The organism is Streptomyces sp. NBC_01689, from assembly GCF_036250675.1.
Classification (GTDB): domain Bacteria; phylum Actinomycetota; class Actinomycetes; order Streptomycetales; family Streptomycetaceae; genus Streptomyces.
Genome location: NZ_CP109592.1, coordinates 5,733,197 through 5,751,815, shown reverse-complemented (window position 1 = coordinate 5,751,815; position 18,619 = coordinate 5,733,197). Strand labels below are relative to the sequence as shown.

Below are 18,619 nucleotides of genomic sequence, written 5' to 3'. Positions count from 1 at the left end.
CACGGCCGCCGCCGTGCTGGAAGTGCTACCCCCACTCCGGGTGTCGTACCCGGCTGTCTCGCCCCCTGATCAGCACCGGCCCCCACCGGCGCTGTCCATCAGAGTACGGCCGGGGGCCGGGAGCGGAAGGTGATTTGCAGAACTGATTGGCCGGGGCGTTTAGGGTGAGTCGTATGTTTCGCTTGGAGACGGAAGTCGACAAAGGCCGGCGCGAACTGCTCCGCCGCCGGCTGCTCGACACCAATACGGCGGCGTCTCCCGTCCTGCGCGCGCTGCGCGGGACCCCCGCCGAACGCGAACTCCCGCTCCACGTCTGGGCCATGGACTCCGCCGGTGACCTCGCGGGCGGGCTCGTCGGGCACACATGGACGACGTGGCTGCACGTCACCTATCTGTGGGTGGCCGACCTCCACCGGGGTTCCGGGCTCGGTTCCCGGCTCCTCGCGGAGGGCGAGCGGGTGGCGCGGGAGGAGCGCGGCTGCCGTGCCTCGCGGCTGGAGACGTGGGACTTCCAGGCGCCCGGGTTCTACCGGAAGCGGGGGTACGAGGTGGTGTGCGTGGTCCCGGACTATCCGCCCGGGACCACGGAGTACACGCTGACGAAACAGCTGCGCTGACCTGCCGCGTCCCGCCGGCGGGGGCGAGAAGAACGCGGGTCAGCGCAGTCGGCGTGCGCCCGCCGAAGGCACCGCCGGGAACACCCGCGGCGCGGTGTACCCGGCCTCCGCGAACGCCTCCGCCACCGCCTTGCCGACGGAGTCCACGTCGGCCGACTCGACCAGCACGATCGCCGAGCCCCCGAAGCCACCGCCCGTCATCCGCGCCCCCAGCGCCCCCGCGGCGTTCGCCGTGGCGACGGCCAGGTCCAACTCCTCGCAGGAGATCCGCAGATCGTCCCGGAGCGAGGCGTGCCCGTCCGTGAGGACCGGACCGATGGCCCGCACGTCCCCCGCGTCCAGCAGCGCGACCACCCGCTCCACCCGGTGGTCGTCGGAGACGACATGGCGCACGTACCGGCGCACCCGCTCGTCGGACAACCGCGCGAGCGCCGCGTCGAGCTCCTCGTGACGGACGTCCCGCAGATGGGAGACCCCCAGCTGCCGCGCGCCCTCCTCGCACCCTTCACGCCGCTCGGCGTACGCCCCGTCGCCCAGGGCGTGCTTCACCCGGGTGTCGACGACCAGCAGCTCCAGGCCCTGGGAGGCCAGGTCGAAGGGGATCTGCCGGATCGACAGATCCCGGCAGTCCAGGTGCAGCGCATGTCCCTCGGTGCTGCACGCCGACGCCGTCTGGTCCATGATCCCGCACGGCACGCCGACGAAGTCGTTCTCGGCGCGCTGCGCGAGGCGGGCCAGCTCGGGCCGGGTGAGCCCGAGTCCGTAGAGGTCGTCGAGGGCGAGCGCGACGACGACCTCCAGGGCGGCCGAGGAGGACAGCCCCGCGCCGGTGGGCACGGTCGAGGCGAGGTGCACGTCGGCACCCGTCACCGCGTGCCCTGCCTCGCGCAGCGCCCACACCACACCCGCCGGGTACGCGGCCCAGCTGGTGTTCGTCAGCGGCGCCAGCTCGTCGACACGCAGCTCGACGACCGGTCCCTCGATGTCGGCCGAGTGCAGCCGCAGCACCCCGTCGTCGCGGCGCGACACCGCGGCGACCGCGGTGTGCGGCAGCGCGAGGGGCATCACGAACCCCTCGTTGAAGTCCGTGTACTCGCCGATCAGGTTGACCCGGCCGGGCGCCGCCCAGACGCCCTCGGGCGCGGCACCGTACAGCTCCTCGAAGCCCTCGCGAACCCCCACCTACTGCTCCCTTGCGATGTTCTGCGCGAACGCCCACGCGTCCGCGACGATTCCGGCGAGGTCCGAGCGCGACGGGTTCCAGCCGAGCCGCTCGCGCGCGGTCTCCGCGGAGGCGACCAGTACCGCGGGGTCCCCGGCGCGGCGCTCCGCCATGACCTCGGGGATCGGGTGCCCGGTCACCCGGCGGACGGTCTCGACGACCTCGCGGACCGAGAACCCGTTGCCGTTGCCGAGGTTGCAGATGAGGTGTTCCCCCGGGACGGCGGCCTTCAGCGCCAGCAGATGGGCGTCCGCGAGGTCCGCGACGTGGATGTAGTCGCGGATGCAGGTGCCGTCCGGCGTCGGGTAGTCGTCGCCGTAGACGGAGATCGCCTCGCGGCGCCCCTGCGCGACCTGGAGCACCAGCGGGATCAGGTGCGACTCGGGGTCGTGCCGCTCGCCCTGCGCGCCGTAGGCGCCCGCCACGTTGAAGTACCGCAGCGACACCGCGCCCAGCCCGTGGGCCGCGGCCTCTCCGGTGATCATGTGGTCGACGGCGAGCTTGGAGGCGCCGTAGGGGTTGGTGGGCCTGGTCGGCGAGGTCTCGACGATGGGGGTGGTCTCCGGCTCGCCGTACGTGGCGGCGGTCGAGGAGAAGACCAGCCGGCGCACGCCCGCCTCGCGCATGGCCGCGAGCAGCGCCATGGTGCCGCCGACGTTGTTGTCCCAGTACTTCTCGGGCTTCACCACGGACTCGCCGACCTGCGAGAACGCGGCGAAGTGCAGGACGGCGTCGTACGAGGCGTCCAGCCACTTGGCGGCGTCGCGGATGTCGCCCTCGATGAAGGAGGCCTCGGCCGGGACGCCCTCGCGGAAGCCGGTCGACAGGTTGTCCAGGACGGTGACCTCGTGGCCGGCTTCGATCAGGTGCTGCGCGACCACACTGCCGACATATCCGGCGCCACCGGTGACCAGGTACTTCCCACTCATGTACTCGCTACCTCTCGCAGTCGCTGAGCCGCGGCCTCCGGCGGCACGTCGTTGATGAACACACTCATGCCGGACTCGGAACCCGCGAGGAACTTCAGCTTGCCGGAAGTGCGGCGAATGGTGAAAAGCTCGAGGTGGAGCGCGAAATCGTCACGGTTGACGCCCTCGAACTCCTCCAGCGCGCCGAACGGGGCCTGGTGCCAGGCGGCGATGTACGGGGTCGGAGGCTCCCCCGCGCCTTCCTTCTCACCGGCCGGCCCGTCGAAGATCCGGTCGAAGCGCCTGAGGAGTTCCAGATAGACCCGGGGGAACTCCCCGCGCGCGTCCTCCCCGAGGGCGAGCAGGTCGGGCACCCGGTGCCGGGGGTAGAGATGGACCTCGTAGGGCCAGTGCGCGGCGTACGGCACGAAGGCGACCCAGTGCTCGGTCTCCAGGACGATCCGCTCGCCCTCGGCGAGCTCGCGCGCGACGACCTCGTCGAAGAGGTTGCCGCCGCCGGTCGCCTCCTTGTGCGTGGCCAGCGAGCGCAGCATCAGCGCCGTCCGCGGGGTGGTGAACGGGTAGGCGTAGATCTGCCCGTGCGGGTGGCCGAGCGTCACCCCGATCTCGGCACCGCGGTTCTCGAAACAGAAGACCTGTTCGACGGAGGAGAGATGGGACAGCTCCGCCGTCCGGTCGGTCCAGGCCTCCAGGACGAGTCCCGCCTGCTCCTCGGTCAGGTCGGCGAAGGACGAGTCGTGGTCGGAGGTGAAGCAGACGACCTCGCACCGGCCGGAGTCGCCGGCCAGGGAGGGGAAACGATTCTCGAAGACCACGACGTCGTACGAGGAGTCGGGGATCTCGCTCAGCCGGTCGCCCTGGGAGGGACACAGGGGGCATTCGTCGGCCGGCGGGTGGTAGGTGCGGCCCTGGCGGTGCGAGGCGATCGCCACCGCGTCGCCGAGGAGCGGGTCACGCCGCACCTGGGAGCTGGTGACGGTCGGCTCCAGCGGGCGGCGGTCCACCGCGTCGCGCACCGTGTCGTCGGCCGAGTCGTAGTAGATCAGCTCACGACCGTCGGCAAGCCGGGTCGAGGTCTTCTTCACCGCTGGACTCCTCATCCACACCGCTTCGAACCAGCAAAGCCATCCAACAGAACCCAACACAACAAATCACAATGCAACAGTAACGTCAATGCCTGTGCGGGTTTGGGGGGTCTCTGTGAAGCTAGGGCGGCCCGTGGGGCGCACGGGGCATAGATACCGGCATGCCTACCCCCACCTACCTGGCCGACGGGACCCTCCGCCTGGCCGCCGGCTCCACCGTCCGACTGGCCGAAGGGCTCCGGCTCCCCACCAACGGGCTCGACTACACGATCCTCGGGATCTACTTCGCCGTCGTCCTCGGCATCGGCTTCGCCGCGAAGCGCTCGGTCAGGACCAGCCTCGACTTCTTCCTGTCCGGACGCTCACTCCCCGCCTGGGTCACCGGCCTCGCGTTCATCTCGGCCAACCTGGGCGCCACCGAGATCCTGGGCATGGCCGCGAACAGCGCGCAGTACGGCGTCTACACCGTGCACTGGTACTGGATCGGCGCCATCCCCGCCATGGTCTTCCTCGGCCTGGTGATGATGCCGTTCTACTACGGCTCGAAGGTCCGCTCGGTCCCCGAGTTCCTGCTGCTGCGTTTCGACAAATGGGCACACCTGCTGAGTTCGATCCTGTTCGCCTTCGCGGCGATCCTCATCGCGGGGGTGAACCTCTACTCGCTCGCGATCGTCGTCGAGGCGCTGCTCGGCTGGCCGCAGTGGGTGGCGATCGTGGTCGCCGGCTTCTTCGTCCTCGCGTACATCACGCTCGGCGGCCTGTCGTCCGCGATCTACAACGAGGTGCTGCAGTTCTTCGTCATCCTCGCCGCGCTGATCCCGATCGCGGTGCTCGGCCTGCACCGGGTCGGCGGCTGGAACGGTCTGACGGACTCCCTCGACCGGTCCCACGGCGCGAACTTCACCACCGCGTGGGGCGGCACCGGCATCGGCAGCGACAACCCGCTCGGCGCCAACTGGCTGACCATCGTGCTCGGCCTCGGCTTCGTGCTCTCCTTCGGCTACTGGACGACGAACTTCGCGGAGGTACAGCGCGCGCTGTCGGCCAAGAACCTGAGCGCGGCCCGGCGCACCCCGCTCATCGCCGCGTACCCGAAGATCTTCATCGTCTTCCTGGTGATGATCCCGGGACTGGTGGCGGCCGTACTGGTCCCCAAGATCGGCACGAGCGGCTCGGACCTGCAGTACAACGACGCGATTCCCTACCTGATGCAGGAACTGCTGCCCAACGGTGTGCTCGGCATCGCCGTGACCGGTCTGCTCGCGGCCTTCATGGCGGGCATGGCGGCCAACGTGTCGTCCTTCAACACCGTGTTCACCACCGACATCTGGGCGAAGTACGTGGTCAGAGACCGTGAGGACGCCTACTACATCCGCTTCGGCCGCATGATCACGGTGATCGGCGTCCTCGCGTCGATCGGGACGGCCTTCCTGGCGTCGTCCTTCTCCAACATCATGAGTTACCTCCAGACGCTCTTCTCCTTCTTCAACGTGCCGATGTTCGTGGTCTTCATCGTCGGCATGTTCTGGAAGCGGGCGTCCGTGAAGTCGGGGTTCTGGGGACTGCTCGCGGGCACCACCGCCGCGATGGTCAACTACTTCGTCATCTACAAGCAGGGCATCATCGGCATCCCCTCCGACCAGGGCGCGAACTTCGTGTCGGCGATCGCGGGCTTCGTGGCCGGCGCGGTGGTGATGGTCGCGGTCTCCCTCTTCACCGCGCCCAAACCGGCGGAGGACCTCCAGGGCCTGGTCTACGGCACTCGCTCCCCGGGCACCGCCGAGCCGGCCGCCGCGGGCGACGACGCCTGGTACCGCAGGCCCGCCCTGCTGGGCTGGGGCGCGCTGATCCTGGCGGCCGCCTGCTATCTCCCCTTCTCGTTCTGATCCCGCTCCGGCGCCCACCCCGCAGAGAAAGGCCCAGGAAACCATGTCCGACCACTATTCGGACCGCGACGTCCAGCGTGAGGTCACGGAGCTGGAGAAGGAGTCCGCGACCGCGGCCCGCCTCTTCGACATCCGCCGCATCATCGGCGGCCTGTTCCTCGTCTACGGCGTCATCGTCACGGTCGCCGGGCTGACCGCCTCCGACGCCGACCGCACCAAGACGCAGGGCGTCAACATCAACCTCTGGACCGGTCTGGGCATGCTGGCCCTTGGCCTCTTCTTCCTGGTCTGGCTCTGGCTGCGCCCGCTGGCGCCGCCGGTTCCGGACGCCGGGGAGAGGGAGGGAAAGCCGGCCGAGTAGCCGGGCGGCAGGGGGGCGTCCACGGGCCGGGTCTCGCCGGAGGCCCGGCCCCTCCCGGGCGCGGCGGAGCACCGGACCCCGGACCCCGGACACCGCACCCACCGGCCCGGCCACGTCGTCGGCCCGGGGGCTACGTCGCCACCGGCCCCGCCCGGTCGAGCAGTCCCGTCCGGGCCGCCAGCGCCGCCGCCTCCAGCCGCGACCCCACGCCCAGCTTCATCAGCACCCGCTGGACATGGGTACGGGCCGTGGACGGCGCGATGCCCATGCCCGCCGCGATCAGCCGGGTGTCCTCCCCGTCGGCGACCCGGACCAGCACCTCGACCTCCCGGGGCGTCAGCATCTGGAGCAGGCGCTGACCCTCGTCGTCGGGCTGCGCGACGGGGTTGAGCAGCTCGCTGAAGGCACCCTGGAGCAGCCCCGGGGCCACCGCCGCCTCACCCGCCCGCGCTTTCATGATCGCCCGCTCGACGCCCTCGATGCGCTCGTCGTGGCGTACGTATCCCGAGGCGCCCGCGGCGAACGCGGCGGCTATGCCACGCGGGTTCGGCACCGGTCCCAGTACCACGACCGCCACCTGCGGACGCTCCCGCTTGATCTTGACCACCGGGTCGAACATCCCCGGCTCGGCGGGTGTCGCCGTACCGATCAGGCACACCTCGGGTGCCCTCGTGATCACCAGCTCCGCCGCTCCCGCGGCGGGCGCGGCGGCGGCGAGCACCCGGTGCCCGCGCAACTTCAACGCCGAGGCCAGCGCCTCGGCGAGCAGTCGGTGGTCGTCGACCACCATGAGCCGCACTCCCATCGAGCAACCCCCCAGTCCCCCCGAGCATCCCCACTGGTTCCCCGTGGATGAGGAGCCCCCCGGCTCTTCATCCCCCGGAAGCTACACGCTTGTTCGACGTTCCGCTTCCCCTACCGGAGAGAACCGCCCCGGAATACCGAAATTCCTCGCAATCGGGAATGCCGAGGGGTAAGCGAACGGCCCCGCCCCGGGCAGGGGCGGGGCCGTGACGACGGCACACCGGTCAGCGCGTGCCGAACACGATCGCCAGGTACTCCTTCTCGTCGGAGCTGGTCGGCTTGTGGGCGTAGACCGCCGACATGTAGAGACGGCCGTCGCCGTAGAGGATCTCCGCGTAGTCCGGGAGCATGCTCGTCTCCGCGTCGCGGACCGACCGTGTCGCCGGGTTCTCCAGGAGCTTGGTCTCCTTGAAGGTGGTGCCGTCGATGCTGACGATCTGCCCGCCCTTGTCGTACGGCGGACGCTTGTACGCCAGGATGTTCCCGCCGTCCATGCGCAGCGGGGAGATCGTGTAGCCGTCGCCCGCGTTGGCGCGCTGGCCTGTCTGCTTCCCGGTGCCGAGGTCGAAGGCGACGATCTCGTTGGTCTGGCTGTACTGACCGGTGCCGTCGTGTTCCTCGGTCGGGATGTAGAGCCTGTCGTTGCCGACCGCGAGCATCGTGCAGGCCTCGGTCTTGCTGATGCCGTCGCACTTGGCGGCGTACGTCTTGCCGGGCGCCGAGATCCTGGTGCGCAGCCGTCCGGTCTTGTTGTCGATCGAGAAGAAGTCGGAGATCCCGCTGCCGTCCCCGGCGGTGTCGCCGACGTCGGCGGCGACCACGAGGGGGTCGGTCGACACGACGCTCGCGTACTCGATGCCCGGCGACATCTTGTACTCGGAGATCACCTTCCCGGAGGCCGGGTCGATGGTCTGGATGTGCAGCTGGCGCGCGCTGCCGTACGCACCGCACTTGCGGACCGCGACCAGCTTGGTGCCGCCGGCGTACCCGGCGTCGTAGCAGCTGTCCGTGGGCTTCGGGGCCCAGAGCGCCTTGCCGGTGGAGATGTCGAACGCGGCGCCGCCGCTGGTGCTGCCCGTGGCGACGGTGTTCGCGCTGACGGTGACGTTGTCCAGGCTGATCTTCTGGTCACCGGACTTCACGGACTTGGCCCACAGCTCCTTGCCGGCGGCGAGGTCGAGCGCGGCGACCTCGCTGCAGCCGTGCGAGGGCTGGGACTTGGTCGGCATGGCGGGCTCGTAGACGATCGCGGTCCGGCCGGCGTCGGTGGCGTGCCGGCTGGCCGAGCACACCGGGCCGGGGAGCTTGATCGTCCACAGCTTGGCGCCGGAGCCGGGGTCGTAGCCGACGACCTCGGCGTTGCCGCTCTTGGCGTACACCTTGTCGGTGAGCCAGGACCCGACGGTGGTCACGCTGCTCGACGCGGTCACGGACGGCGCGGGCACCTGGAAGAGGACCTTGGAGCTGGTGTCGGCCGGGACCTTCTCCCCGCCGTTCGAACCGGTGGTTCCGCCGGCGCCCGAACCGCCCTTGTCCTTCTTGCCGCCGGTACCGCCGCTGCCGGCGGAGTTGTTCTTGCCGTCCCCTCCGCCGGAGGACGAGTACCACACCCCGCCGCCGATGATCAGGGCGACGGCCACGACGGCCGCGACGATGATGAGCGCCTGGGCGCTGATCCTCCGCCCGCCGCCCGGGGCGGCCTGCGGCTGCATGGGGTAGGTCGGCGGCTGCTGCGGATAGCCGTAGCCGTACGGCTGCGCGGGCTGCTGACCCGGGTAGCCGTACCCCGGCTGCGCGGGCTGCTGACCCGGGTAGCCGTACCCGGGCTGCGCGGGCTGCTGACCGGGATGACCGTACCCCGGCTGCGCCGGGGGCGGCGGCGTCTGCGGGTAGCCGTACCCCGGGCCCTGCGGGGGCGGCGGGGGCGTCTGCGGGGCGCCGAACCCGCCGGGCGGAGGTGCCTGCGGGGCGCCGAACCCGCCCGGCGGCGGGTCCTGGGGCGCGCCGGGCCCTTCCTTCGGGGGCTCGTTGGGCGGCGGCGGGGGCGGCGGCTGGCTCATGGTGTGTGTACCTCGGATGCGGATGCGTCGGGGACGGGGACGGGGAAGGAGGTGCCGAAGGCGGCGTGGGCGCGCCTCACTTGCCGTAGGCCAGCATCAATTTCTCCCTCGACTGGTCGTTGCCCGTCAGCCGGGTGGTGGAGAGGTAGAAGCGGCCGTCCACGTAGTCGACCGCCTTCGAGTAGAAGCCGTTCTCGATCGACGCCGTACCCCGCGGGTTCTGCAGCAGCTTCGCCGGGGTGTGGCCACTGCCCGTGGTCGGTATCGACACGACCCGCCCGCCGGCGTCGTACGACGGCTCGACGTACGCGATCAGCCGGGTGCCGTCCATCTTCAGCGGCATCATCGACTCGTCGGAGGGGGACTTGACGCGCCACTTCTCCTTGCCGGTCGCGAGGTCGAACGCGACGACCTCGTTGGCGCCGGTCTTCGCCTCGGTCGGCAGGTAGAGGGTGTTCGCGTCGGCGACGGCGCCGAGGCAGCCCGTCAGGTCACGGGCGATGACGGTGAACCCGCACTCGGGCGCGAAGGAGTCCTTGCTCGACAACTGCGAGCGCACGTCCCCGTTGTCCTTCAGGGCGGTGATGTTGACCGTCTTCTTGTCGTCGTTGGTCATGTAGAGGACGACGGGGTCGACGGAGTAGGCCCGCACGACGCGCCAGCCCTTGGGCATCTTCCTGGTCCACCGCACCTTGCCGGTGGCCGGGTCCAGCTCCTGCACCTCGTCGTGCTGGGTGGGGCTGCCGGCCCCGCAGGACGCGACGGACAGGAGTTTCGCGCCACCCGCGAACGCGGCCGGGTAACAGGCCTGGCCGTAGTTCTTCTTGTCCCAGAGCTTCTTGCCGCTGGTGACGTCGTAGGCCGTACCGGACTGCGAACGGCCGACCATCAACGTCTTGCCGGAGACGGACAGTTCGACGCTGAGCGTGCTGTCGAAGAGCGCACCGTCGGCGACCTTCCCGCTCCACCCCTTGGCGCCGGTGGCGAGGTCGATCTGCTGGAGCTGGTTGCACTTGGCGCCGTCGCCCGCGCCGCTCATGTACGCCACGACGATCTTGTCGTCGGACGTCTTCTGCGGGGTGACCGCGCAGATCTTCTGCGGGAACGTGACCGGGGCCCACGTGGGCTTGCCGTCACCGACGTCGTAGGCGAACAGCTGCTTGTACGCGGCCTTCACCGCGGCCTTGCCGGTGATCCACTGGCCGGGGGCGTCCGCGCCCGAACCGGGCGCGTCCGGCGCCTGCTTGTACCAGAGCACCTTCGCCTCACCGGCCTGGCGGCCGTCGTTGAGGTCCTCCGGGTCCTCGCCGCCGTCGCCGCTGCCGTCGCCCGGGTTGACCGGAGCCGGGGACGCGCTCTGCCCGCCGCCCTTGCCGTCCTTGCTGTCCTTGCTGTTCTCCGCGACCGGCTTCTTCCCGCCGTCACCACCGCCGCCGGTGACGGCCCACACCGTCCCGCCGACGACGAGCAGCGCGGCCACGGCCGCCCCGACGACCATGGCGGGCCGCCCCTTGAAGGGGTTCCTCGAACCGCCGGGTGTACCGGGCGGCGGAGTGCCCGGCGCGCCCGGATACGGCGCCTGTCCGGGATGGCCGTACCCGGGACCGTAACCCTGCCCCTGTCCGGGGACCTGCCCGTACCCCGGCTGCGGGGTGTAGGGGCCGGGCTGACCGTAGGGGCCCGGCTGTTGCTGGTACGGACCGGGCTGGGCGTAGGGGCCGGGCTGACCGTAGGGACCCGGCTGCGCGTACGGGCCGGGCTGCTGCGGGTAGCCGTAGCCGGGCTGCGGCGCTCCGGCCGGCGGGCCCTGCGGGGGCGGGGGCGCCTGGGGCGGCCCCGCGGGCGGCGGAGTCGCCTGCCGTGGATCCTGGGGCGGGCCGAAACCCTCCGCCGGCGGCTGGTCCTGCGGTGCTCCGAAGCCGCCCGGCGGCGGCTCGTTCGGCGGCTGACTCATCAGCGCGTCCCCCTCATTCACTGATGTGGCACCCCACCGGCGGCGTCGGCGGCCGGCCCCGTACGGGCCTCGTCCGCACCGCGTCGCGCGCCACGCCGGTGGTTCTCAGACTGGTCTCAGACCGCCCTTTGTATCACTTCACGTCCCACGGAAGAGGGGCCGGTCGCTCCCCTGTTCCCAAGGGAGGACCGGCCCGTGATGCCCTCGTTACGCGCCTTCACGCCCCCTTCACGGGACGTGCGCGCCGCCCGACCGAGGCCTACGCGTCCTCAGCGAGCTCCAGCCAGCGCAGCTCCAGTTCCTCGCGCTCGCCGGTCAATCCGCGCAGTTCGGCGTCGAGTTCGGCCACCTTCGCGAAGTCCGTCGCGTTGTCGGCGATTTGGGCGTGCAGCCTGGTCTCCTTCTCGGAGATCTTGTCGAGCTGCCGCTCGATCCTCTGCAGCTCCTTCTTGGCGGCGCGCGCGTCGGCGGCCGAGGCCCCCTTGGCCGGCGCGGGGGCGGCGGCCGGCACGGCGGCAGCGGCGACCTCCTCGATCCGCTTGCGGCGCTCCAGGTACTCGTCGATCCCGCGCGGCAGCATGCGCAGGGTGGCATCGCCGAGCAGGGCGAACACGTTGTCCGTGGTCCGCTCGATGAAGAACCGGTCGTGGGAGATCACGACCATCGAGCCGGGCCAGCCGTCGAGGAGATCCTCCAGCTGGGTCAGCGTCTCGATGTCGAGGTCGTTCGTCGGCTCGTCGAGGAAGAGCACGTTGGGCTCGTCCATGAGCAGCCGCAGCAGCTGCAGCCTGCGCCGCTCACCGCCGCTCAGGTCGCCGACGGGCGTCCACTGCTTCTCCTTGTTGAACCCGAACGTCTCGCACAGCTGCCCCGCGGTCAGCTCGCGGCCCTTGCCCAGGTCGACGCGGTCACGCACGGCCTGGACGGCCTGGAGCACGCGCCAGGTCGGGTCGAGCTCGGCGACCTCCTGGGAGAGGTAGGCGAGCTTGACGGTCTTGCCGGTGGCGATCCGGCCGGCGGCGGGCTGCAGGTCCCCGTCGCTGCGGGCGGCCTCGGCCATGGCGCGCAGCAGCGAGGTCTTGCCGGCGCCGTTCACGCCCACCAGGCCGACCCGGTCGCCGGGGCCGAGGTGCCAGGTCAGATGCTTGAGCAGCACCTTGGGCCCGGCCTGTACGGTCACGTCCTCCAGGTCGAAGACGGTCCTGCCGAGCCGGGAGCTGGCGAACTTCATCAGCTCGCTCTTGTCGCGGGGCGGCGGCACGTCCGCGATCAGCTCGTTGGCGGCCTCGACCCGGAAGCGGGGCTTGGAGGTACGGGCCGGGGCGCCGCGACGCAGCCAGGCGAGCTCCTTGCGGACCAGGTTCTGCCGCTTGACCTCCTCGGTGGCGGCGATGCGCTCCCGCTCGGCGCGGGCGAAGACGTAGTCGGAGTAGCCGCCCTCGTACTCGTACACCGCGCCCTTCTGCACGTCCCACATGCGGGTGCAGACCTGGTCGAGGAACCACCGGTCGTGGGTGACGCAGACCAGCGCGGAGCGGCGCTCCCGCAGGTGCTGGGCGAGCCAGGCGATGCCCTCCACGTCCAGGTGGTTGGTGGGCTCGTCGAGGATGATCAGGTCCTGCTCCTCGATGAGCAGCTTGGCGAGGGCGATACGGCGGCGCTCTCCTCCGGAGAGGGGGCCGATGACGGTGTCCAGCCCCTGCGGGAACCCGGGCAGGTCCAGGCCGCCGAAGAGGCCGGTCAGCACGTCCCGGATCTTGGAGTTCCCCGCCCACTCGTGGTCGGCCAGGTCGCGGATGACCTCGTGGCGGACGGTGGCCGTGGGGTCGAGCGAGTCGTGCTGCGTCAGCACGCCCAGGTGCAGCCCGCCGGAGTGCGTGACACGGCCGGTGTCGGCCTCCTCCAGCTTGGCGAGCATGCGGATGAGGGTGGTCTTGCCGTCGCCGTTCCGCCCGACCACACCGATGCGGTCGCCCTCGCTGACGCCGAGGGAGACTCCGTCGAGCAGGGCACGGGTGCCGTACACCTTGCTGACGGACTCGACATTGACCAGGTTGACGGCCATTTCTCTCCTGACAAGGGGGACGATCGACCCTCAAGAGTAGTCCGGCGGTCCGCACCCGCGATCCACGGCCTTTTCCCGCCCCCGCCGCCCCTACCCGACCCGTCCGTACCTGGGGGCTCCGCCCCCAGACCCCCGTTCGGCCTGGACGGCCTCGTCCTCAAGCGCCGGACGGGCTGCTGGTGCCGGCCGGGGGCAGGTATGTCAGCCCGTCCGGCGTTTGAGGACGAGCCCTTCGGGCGAGGGCGGGGGTCCAGGGGGCGCAGCGCCCCTGGTGGGGGTCTGGGGGCGGAGCCCCCAGGTACGGGATGGTCGGGTAGGGGCGGCGGGGGCGAAGACCCCCGGTCAGGCGCGGCCCGTCCGTTCCACCAGCAACCACCCCACCAGCATCATCACGACCGCCCCCGGCGCGGACACCCGCACCGCCACCAACACCGCCGTACGCCCCTCCAGAAGCCCCCCGAACCCGACCAGCGAGAGCCCCAGAACCCCGAACAGGCACAGGGCCACCCCCACCGCCGCGGCCCCCCGCGCACCCCCGGACACCGGGGCCGCCCCGGCCGCCCGGGAGCCCCGCTCGAATCCTCGGAAGACGGCGACGAGCCCCGCCGTCACCACCGCGGCCGCCACCCCCCGCGCCGGCACCTGCGCCCACCACTCCGGCGAGCCCGGCTCCGGCAGCCGTACCCCGATCCCCAGCAGCACCCCGTACACCCCGAGCATCGCGGTGAGATGCCACAGGAAGGCCGTCATGGAGATCCCGTTGGCCGCGACGACCGCCCGCCACACCCGCGGCCCGCGCAGCCACCGTTCCGCCGCCCCCCGCAGCAGTTCCACCCCGCCGACCAGCCACAGTCCGTGGCACAGCAGCGCGAAGGTCGGGGGCGCCATGTTCGAGATCCGCTCGCCGGGCATCCCGACCATGGAGAGCGGGTACGGCCCGAGGGCCACCAGGAGCGCCGCCCCGGCGAGCCCGGCGCCCGCGAGGACGTACGGCCGCCGCGGTCTCCCGTCCGCGCGCAGGAATCCCAGCTGGTGCACCGCGAGCCAGACGAAGGCGAAGTTGAGGAACGCGACGTACGGGACACCGAGGCCGAACCGGAGGACGTCCACGCAGCCCGCCGCCACGACGAGGCCGGCGAACGCGCCCCATCCCCATCGTTCGTGGAGCCGCAGCAGCGGCGGGGTGAAGGCCACCATCGCCAGATGGATCCCTATGAACCACAGGGGCTGGGCGACCAGACGCAGGGACACGTCCAGCAGCCCGCCCCGCGCTCCGGCGAGCTGCGACAGGAGCGCCGCGAGCCCCCACACTCCGATGAACACCGCCGTCGGCCGCAGCAGCCGGCGGAGCCGCCCCCGCAGGAACGCGGCGTAGAGCCCGCCCCGCGTGCCCTCGCGCTCCGCCCGGCGCCGCAGCGAGCGGTAGGACCGCGCGTGCGAGAACCCGCCGACGAAGAAGAAGACGGGCATGACCTGGAGCACCCAGGTGAGGACCTGCAGCCGGGGTTGCACGGCGAGCAGGTTGCCGACCTCGGCCCGTCCGTCGTCGCCCACCGAGACGGCGGCCATCAGCCAGTGCCCCAGCACCACCGTGCCGAGCGAGGCGACCCGGAGCAGGTCGATGTACTTGTCGCGCGTCGCGGGGGTGGCCGCGGCGAGCTCACGAGCGCTTGATCCCATACCGGTACGGTCGCGCCGCGGGGCCTCTCGGCGTCAGCGCGCCCGTACTCAACTCGCCTCTGAGTACGGGCGTTCGCCCCGCACGGGGGTCGGCGGGCCGGGTGGCCGCGCGGGCCACGGGACCGCGGGGTCACACGACGGCGGCGCCCGGCGCGGGACCGTCGGTGACCCGCACCGTCCGGCAGGTGCCGGAGGCACGCAGCGCGTCGGCCACCGCCCGCGCGGACTCGGCGTCGGCCGCGAGGAAGGCGGTGGTCGGTCCCGAGCCGGAGACGAGCGCGGCGAGGGCCCCGGAGGCGCGGCCCGCGGCGAGGGTGTCGGCGAGGGCCGGGAAGAGGGAGAGCGCGGCGGGCTGCAGGTCGTTGGAGACCGTGGCCGCGAGGGCGGCGGCGTCTCCCTTCGCCAGGGACTCCAACAGCTCCTGCGAGGCGACCGGTTCGGGGATCCGCACCCCTTCGTTCAGCCGGTCGAACTCCCGGAAGACCGCCGGGGTCGACAGTCCGCGCTCGGCGAGGGCGAAGACCCAGTGGAAGGTCCCGCCGACCTCCAGCGTCCGCAGCTGCTCGCCGCGGCCGACGCCGAGCGCCGCGCCGCCGACCAGGGCGAACGGTACGTCGCTGCCCAACTCGGCGCAGATGTCCAGGAGTTCCTCGCGCGAGGCGCCGGTTCCCCAGAGGGTGTCGCAGGCGAGCAGCGCACCGGCGCCGTCGGCACTGCCGCCCGCCATGCCGCCGGCGACGGGGATGTCCTTGGCGATGTGGAGGTGGACGGCGGGGTCGACGCCGTGGCGGCGGGCGAGTTCGAGGGCGGCGCGGGCCGCGAGGTTCGTACGGTCCAGGGGGACCTGGTCGGCGTCGGGGCCCGAGCAGGTGACGCGCAGCTCGTCGGCCGGCTCCACCGTGACCTCGTCGTACAGGCCGACCGCGAGGAACACGTTGGCCAGGTCGTGGAAGCCGTCGGGGCGGACGCCGCCGACGGAGAGCTGGACGTTGACCTTGGCGGGCACGCGGACCGTCACCGACTGCGTCACGGCTGGACCGACTCCTTGTTCTCGGTGGTGTTCCCGGCGGCGCGGTGCTCCGCGATGCGGGCGAACTCCTCGACGGTGAGGGACTCGCCGCGGGCCTGCGGGGAGACCCCGGCGGCGACGAGGGCGGCCTCGGCGGCGACGGGCGATCCCGCCCAGCCGGCCAGGGCGGCGCGCAGGGTCTTGCGGCGCTGGGCGAAGGCGGCGTCGACGACGGCGAAGACCTCGTGCCGGGAGGCCGTGGTGGCCACGGGCTCGGTGCGCCGGGTGAGGGAGACGAGGCCGCTGTCGACGTTCGGGGCGGGCCAGAAGACATTGCGGCCGATCGACCCGGCCCGCTTGACGTCGGCGTACCAGTTGGCCTTGACGCTCGGCACGCCGTACACCTTCGAGCCGGGGTCGGCGGCGAGGCGGTCGGCGACCTCCGCCTGCACCATGACGAGCGTGCGCTCGATGCTGGGGAAGGTGTCGAGCATGTGCAGCAGCACGGGCACGGCGACGTTGTACGGGAGGTTGGCGACGAGCGCGGTGGGCGCGGGGCCCGGGAGCCCGGTCACATGCATGGCGTCGGAGTGCACGAGCGCGAACCGGTCGGCACGGGCCGGCATGCGGGCCGCGACGGTCGCGGGGAGGGCGCCCGCGAGGACGTCGTCGATCTCGACGGCGACCACCCGGTCGGCCGCCTCCAGCAGCGCGAGGGTCAGCGAGCCGAGGCCGGGGCCCACCTCCACGACCACGTCGTCCTCCCGGACGCCGGCGGTACGCACGATGCGGCGGACGGTGTTGGCGTCGATCACGAAGTTCTGGCCGCGCTGCTTGGTGGGCCGCACACCGAGGGCGCCCGCGAGTTCGCGGACCTCGGCGGGGCCCAGGAGGGCGTCGGGGGTGGGGCTGTTCACGCAGCCAGGGTACGGGGCGTGGCAGGTTCCACCTGCCCTCTGTGACGGGGGGAGGATGCGGGTGCGGGTGCGTGGGGGCTGACCGCGCAGTTCCCCGCGCCCCGGAGGGGCGCCCGCCGCACCCGGCATTTCACCGGCCCCGCGACGGGCCGCAGCCCCACGACACGACGGGATCGTGTTCGGCCGCGGGTGGGTGGGGGCTGATCGCGCAGTTCTCCGCGCCCCGGAGGGGCGCCCGCCGCCCCCGGCATCGTCCGGCTCCGCCTCCTGGAAGAACGCAGGCCCCGGCCCGGGTCTTTCAGCCCGTCCGGCGCTCGAGGACGAGGCCGTTCAGGCCGATAAAGCCCGTCCGGCGTGTGAGGACGAGGCCGCTCAGGCCGAGGGGGGCCGGGCAACCGCCGGAGGTCACCGGTGGAGGCGACCGCCGCAGTGGGGCCACGGGCTCGCGCCCCGCCGCACGTACAGCTTCTTCGCCCGCATGGTCTGCTCCGTGGCGGGCGCGTCCTGGGGCCGTCCCGAACCGCCGAGGCTGCGCCAGGTGTGGGTGTCGAACTGGTAGAGGCCCCCGTACGTCCCGGACGCGTCCACGGCCGACGGCCGCCCCCCGGACTCGCACGCCGCGAGCCCGGACCAGTTCAGGTGGTCGGCGCCCCGCACGGAGTCGGGCCGCGGTTTGGTGCCGATCCGCATCACCTGCGCCCGCGGCTCCCGCACCACCTCCGCCCCCATCCGCCGGGGCCGCTCCTTGACCCCGTTGACGGTCCGCAGCAGGTACAGGACCCGCCGGACCCCCGGCTCACCCGCCCGGTCGACGACCTCCGTGCCGCGGAGGAGCGAAGGGTCGTTCGTCCGGGTCACCTCGAAGGGGATCGGCTCCTCACGCAGCTCTCGGGACCCGGTGATCCGCATCACACTGACCGTCTGTCCGTCGCGCGGGAAGCTCCCGAGCGGCACGGACGTCGTGTCCTGGTCGCGCAGCGTGATCCCGGCCTCGTCGACGGCCTCCGCCACGGTCGCCGCGTTCGTCCGGATCGTCCGGGCCCGCCCGTCCGCCATGATCGTCACCGTGCGCTCGGTGCGGACGTCGAGCGCGAGGCCCTCCCGGCCGATGGTCCGGGAACGCGAGGCGGAGACGTACGCCCCCTCGGCCCGTACTCCGAGCTGCTCCAGCGCCCCGTCCACGGTGGCCGCCGTCGTCCACACCCTGCGGCGGTGACCGTCGAGGGTGAGGTGCACGGGCCGCCCGTAGTGGACCGTGACCTCGTCGCCGCTGCTCAGCGGGGTACCGGGGGCGGGCGCGACGACGTCGTGCGGGCCGACCCGTACGCCCTCGCCGGCGAGGAGTTCGCTCACGTCGTCCGCGAAGGTGTGCAGGCCGCGCGGCTTCCCGTCGACGGTCAGCTCGACGGCCTTGTCACTGGCGACGAAGGCGGAGGTGCCGCCGGCCAGGAACGCGACGACCAGCGCCTGCGGGAGCAGCCGGCGCAGCGGTTCGACCCGTTCGGCGGCCCCCCGGCGCCGGGGCGCGCGACGGGCGGCCCGCCGCGCCGCCGCCCGCCCGCCGGCCGGGGGCTCGGCCTCGGCGCCCGCCAGGACCGCAGTGACCTCCATGACCGCCGTGTCCCCCAGGTCCACCGTGTCCGCCGCGTCGGTGGGCGTCATCACCGGGCCCTGCGTGTACTCCTGGCGGGGCAGCCGGGGCTCCGTGGGCGCCTCGGACAGCAGGGTGGCGTGCGACACCTGGGTCGTACGGTCGGCCAGGATCTCCTCGTACGCGGGCCGGTACGTGTCCGCGGAGCCACCGGGCGGCGGCCCGTCGGGGTCGCCGGGAAGGCTCTCCGGGCAGCCGCCGGGGTACGGGCCGGCGCTCCCGTACGGCAGGTGCGGGGCGTACGGCTCCGGGGGCTCGTACGGCTCGAAGGCCCCGTACGGCTCGTGCGGCTCGTACGGCGGTGCGGTCAGGCCAAACGTCTCGTACTGCGCGCTGCTCACGACGACACGCTCCAGGGTCCGGATCGGGCGACCAGAAC

At 72.3% G+C, this 18,619-nt stretch carries 14 protein-coding genes; 3 read left to right on the top strand and 11 right to left on the bottom strand.

Annotated elements, in window-relative coordinates; translation table 11 throughout:
* Window positions 1-173 precede the first annotated feature (173 nt).
* Window positions 174-617, top strand: coding sequence for a GNAT family N-acetyltransferase (locus OG776_RS24535; protein ID WP_148008799.1), 444 nt, complete (start codon window positions 174-176; stop codon window positions 615-617).
* A gap of 39 nt (window positions 618-656) precedes the next feature.
* Here OG776_RS24535 and galK read toward each other — a convergent pair whose 3' ends face one another.
* Genes galK through galT form a run of 3 tightly spaced genes read right to left on the bottom strand, consistent with a single transcriptional unit; the run spans window position 657 to window position 3,853 of the window.
* On the bottom strand, window positions 657-1,799 hold the full coding sequence (galK, locus tag OG776_RS24530; protein ID WP_148008800.1) for a galactokinase: 1,143 nt from the start codon (window positions 1,797-1,799) through the stop codon (window positions 657-659).
* Window positions 1,800-2,768 (bottom strand): UDP-glucose 4-epimerase GalE, encoded by a 969-nt coding sequence (gene galE, locus OG776_RS24525; protein ID WP_148008801.1) that lies wholly within the window; start codon window positions 2,766-2,768, stop codon window positions 1,800-1,802. It abuts the gene before it with no gap.
* On the bottom strand, window positions 2,765-3,853 hold the full coding sequence (galT, locus tag OG776_RS24520; RefSeq protein ID WP_329322533.1) for a galactose-1-phosphate uridylyltransferase: 1,089 nt from the start codon (window positions 3,851-3,853) through the stop codon (window positions 2,765-2,767). The genes galE and galT overlap by 4 nt, the downstream gene beginning before the upstream one ends.
* Window positions 3,854-4,014: 161 nt before the next feature.
* Here galT and OG776_RS24515 point away from each other — a divergent pair, with 161 nt between their 5' ends.
* Entirely contained in the window at window positions 4,015-5,739 is a 1,725-nt protein-coding gene (locus OG776_RS24515; protein ID WP_261994489.1) for a sodium:solute symporter family protein, read from the top strand.
* Window positions 5,740-5,782: 43 nt separating this feature from the next.
* The gene (locus OG776_RS24510; RefSeq protein WP_148008803.1) at window positions 5,783-6,100 is read left to right on the top strand and encodes a hypothetical protein; all 318 of its coding nucleotides are present in this window, start codon (window positions 5,783-5,785) and stop codon (window positions 6,098-6,100) included.
* Between the two features lie 130 nt (window positions 6,101-6,230).
* On the opposite strand, the gene OG776_RS24505 is transcribed toward OG776_RS24510, so the two are convergent.
* From OG776_RS24505 to OG776_RS24470, 8 genes are all read right to left on the bottom strand, one after another.
* Window positions 6,231-6,905: a helix-turn-helix transcriptional regulator gene (locus OG776_RS24505; protein ID WP_148008804.1), complete on the bottom strand. Its 675-nt coding sequence runs from the start codon at window positions 6,903-6,905 to the stop codon at window positions 6,231-6,233.
* A gap of 223 nt (window positions 6,906-7,128) precedes the next feature.
* On the bottom strand, window positions 7,129-8,964 hold the full coding sequence (locus OG776_RS24500; protein WP_329322532.1) for an outer membrane protein assembly factor BamB family protein: 1,836 nt from the start codon (window positions 8,962-8,964) through the stop codon (window positions 7,129-7,131).
* 76 nt (window positions 8,965-9,040) lie between these two features.
* Complete coding sequence (locus OG776_RS24495) at window positions 9,041-10,918, bottom strand: outer membrane protein assembly factor BamB family protein (protein WP_329322531.1); 1,878 nt, start codon at window positions 10,916-10,918, stop codon at window positions 9,041-9,043.
* A gap of 259 nt (window positions 10,919-11,177) precedes the next feature.
* Window positions 11,178-12,983 (bottom strand): ABC-F family ATP-binding cassette domain-containing protein, encoded by a 1,806-nt coding sequence (locus tag OG776_RS24490; protein ID WP_148008807.1) that lies wholly within the window; start codon window positions 12,981-12,983, stop codon window positions 11,178-11,180.
* Window positions 12,984-13,325: 342 nt separating this feature from the next.
* Entirely contained in the window at window positions 13,326-14,663 is a 1,338-nt protein-coding gene (locus tag OG776_RS24485; RefSeq protein WP_329322530.1) for an acyltransferase family protein, read from the bottom strand.
* 130 nt (window positions 14,664-14,793) lie between these two features.
* A complete protein-coding gene (locus OG776_RS24480; protein WP_148008808.1) occupies window positions 14,794-15,693 on the bottom strand; it encodes a 4-(cytidine 5'-diphospho)-2-C-methyl-D-erythritol kinase in 900 nt (299 codons plus the stop codon).
* Window positions 15,690-16,589 carry a 16S rRNA (adenine(1518)-N(6)/adenine(1519)-N(6))-dimethyltransferase RsmA gene (gene rsmA / locus OG776_RS24475; protein ID WP_148008809.1) on the bottom strand — a complete coding sequence of 300 codons (900 nt, stop codon included), beginning with the start codon at window positions 16,587-16,589 and terminating at the stop codon, window positions 15,690-15,692. The genes OG776_RS24480 and rsmA overlap by 4 nt, the downstream gene beginning before the upstream one ends.
* A gap of 405 nt (window positions 16,590-16,994) precedes the next feature.
* A complete protein-coding gene (locus OG776_RS24470; RefSeq protein WP_261994490.1) occupies window positions 16,995-18,581 on the bottom strand; it encodes a resuscitation-promoting factor in 1,587 nt (528 codons plus the stop codon).
* Window positions 18,582-18,619 lie beyond the last annotated feature (38 nt).

Coding starts and splice junctions, on each gene's coding strand:
- OG776_RS24535 (WP_148008799.1), top strand. CDS start 174: ATGTTTCGCTTGGAGACGGAAGTCGACAAAGGCCGGCGCGAACTGCTC.
- galE (WP_148008801.1), bottom strand. CDS start 2,768: ATGAGTGGGAAGTACCTGGTCACCGGTGGCGCCGGATATGTCGGCAGT.
- OG776_RS24515 (WP_261994489.1), top strand. CDS start 4,015: ATGCCTACCCCCACCTACCTGGCCGACGGGACCCTCCGCCTGGCCGCC.
- OG776_RS24510 (WP_148008803.1), top strand. CDS start 5,783: ATGTCCGACCACTATTCGGACCGCGACGTCCAGCGTGAGGTCACGGAG.
- OG776_RS24505 (WP_148008804.1), bottom strand. CDS start 6,905: ATGGGAGTGCGGCTCATGGTGGTCGACGACCACCGACTGCTCGCCGAG.
- OG776_RS24500 (WP_329322532.1), bottom strand. CDS start 8,964: ATGAGCCAGCCGCCGCCCCCGCCGCCGCCCAACGAGCCCCCGAAGGAA.
- OG776_RS24495 (WP_329322531.1), bottom strand. CDS start 10,918: ATGAGTCAGCCGCCGAACGAGCCGCCGCCGGGCGGCTTCGGAGCACCG.
- OG776_RS24490 (WP_148008807.1), bottom strand. CDS start 12,983: ATGGCCGTCAACCTGGTCAATGTCGAGTCCGTCAGCAAGGTGTACGGC.
- OG776_RS24485 (WP_329322530.1), bottom strand. CDS start 14,663: ATGGGATCAAGCGCTCGTGAGCTCGCCGCGGCCACCCCCGCGACGCGC.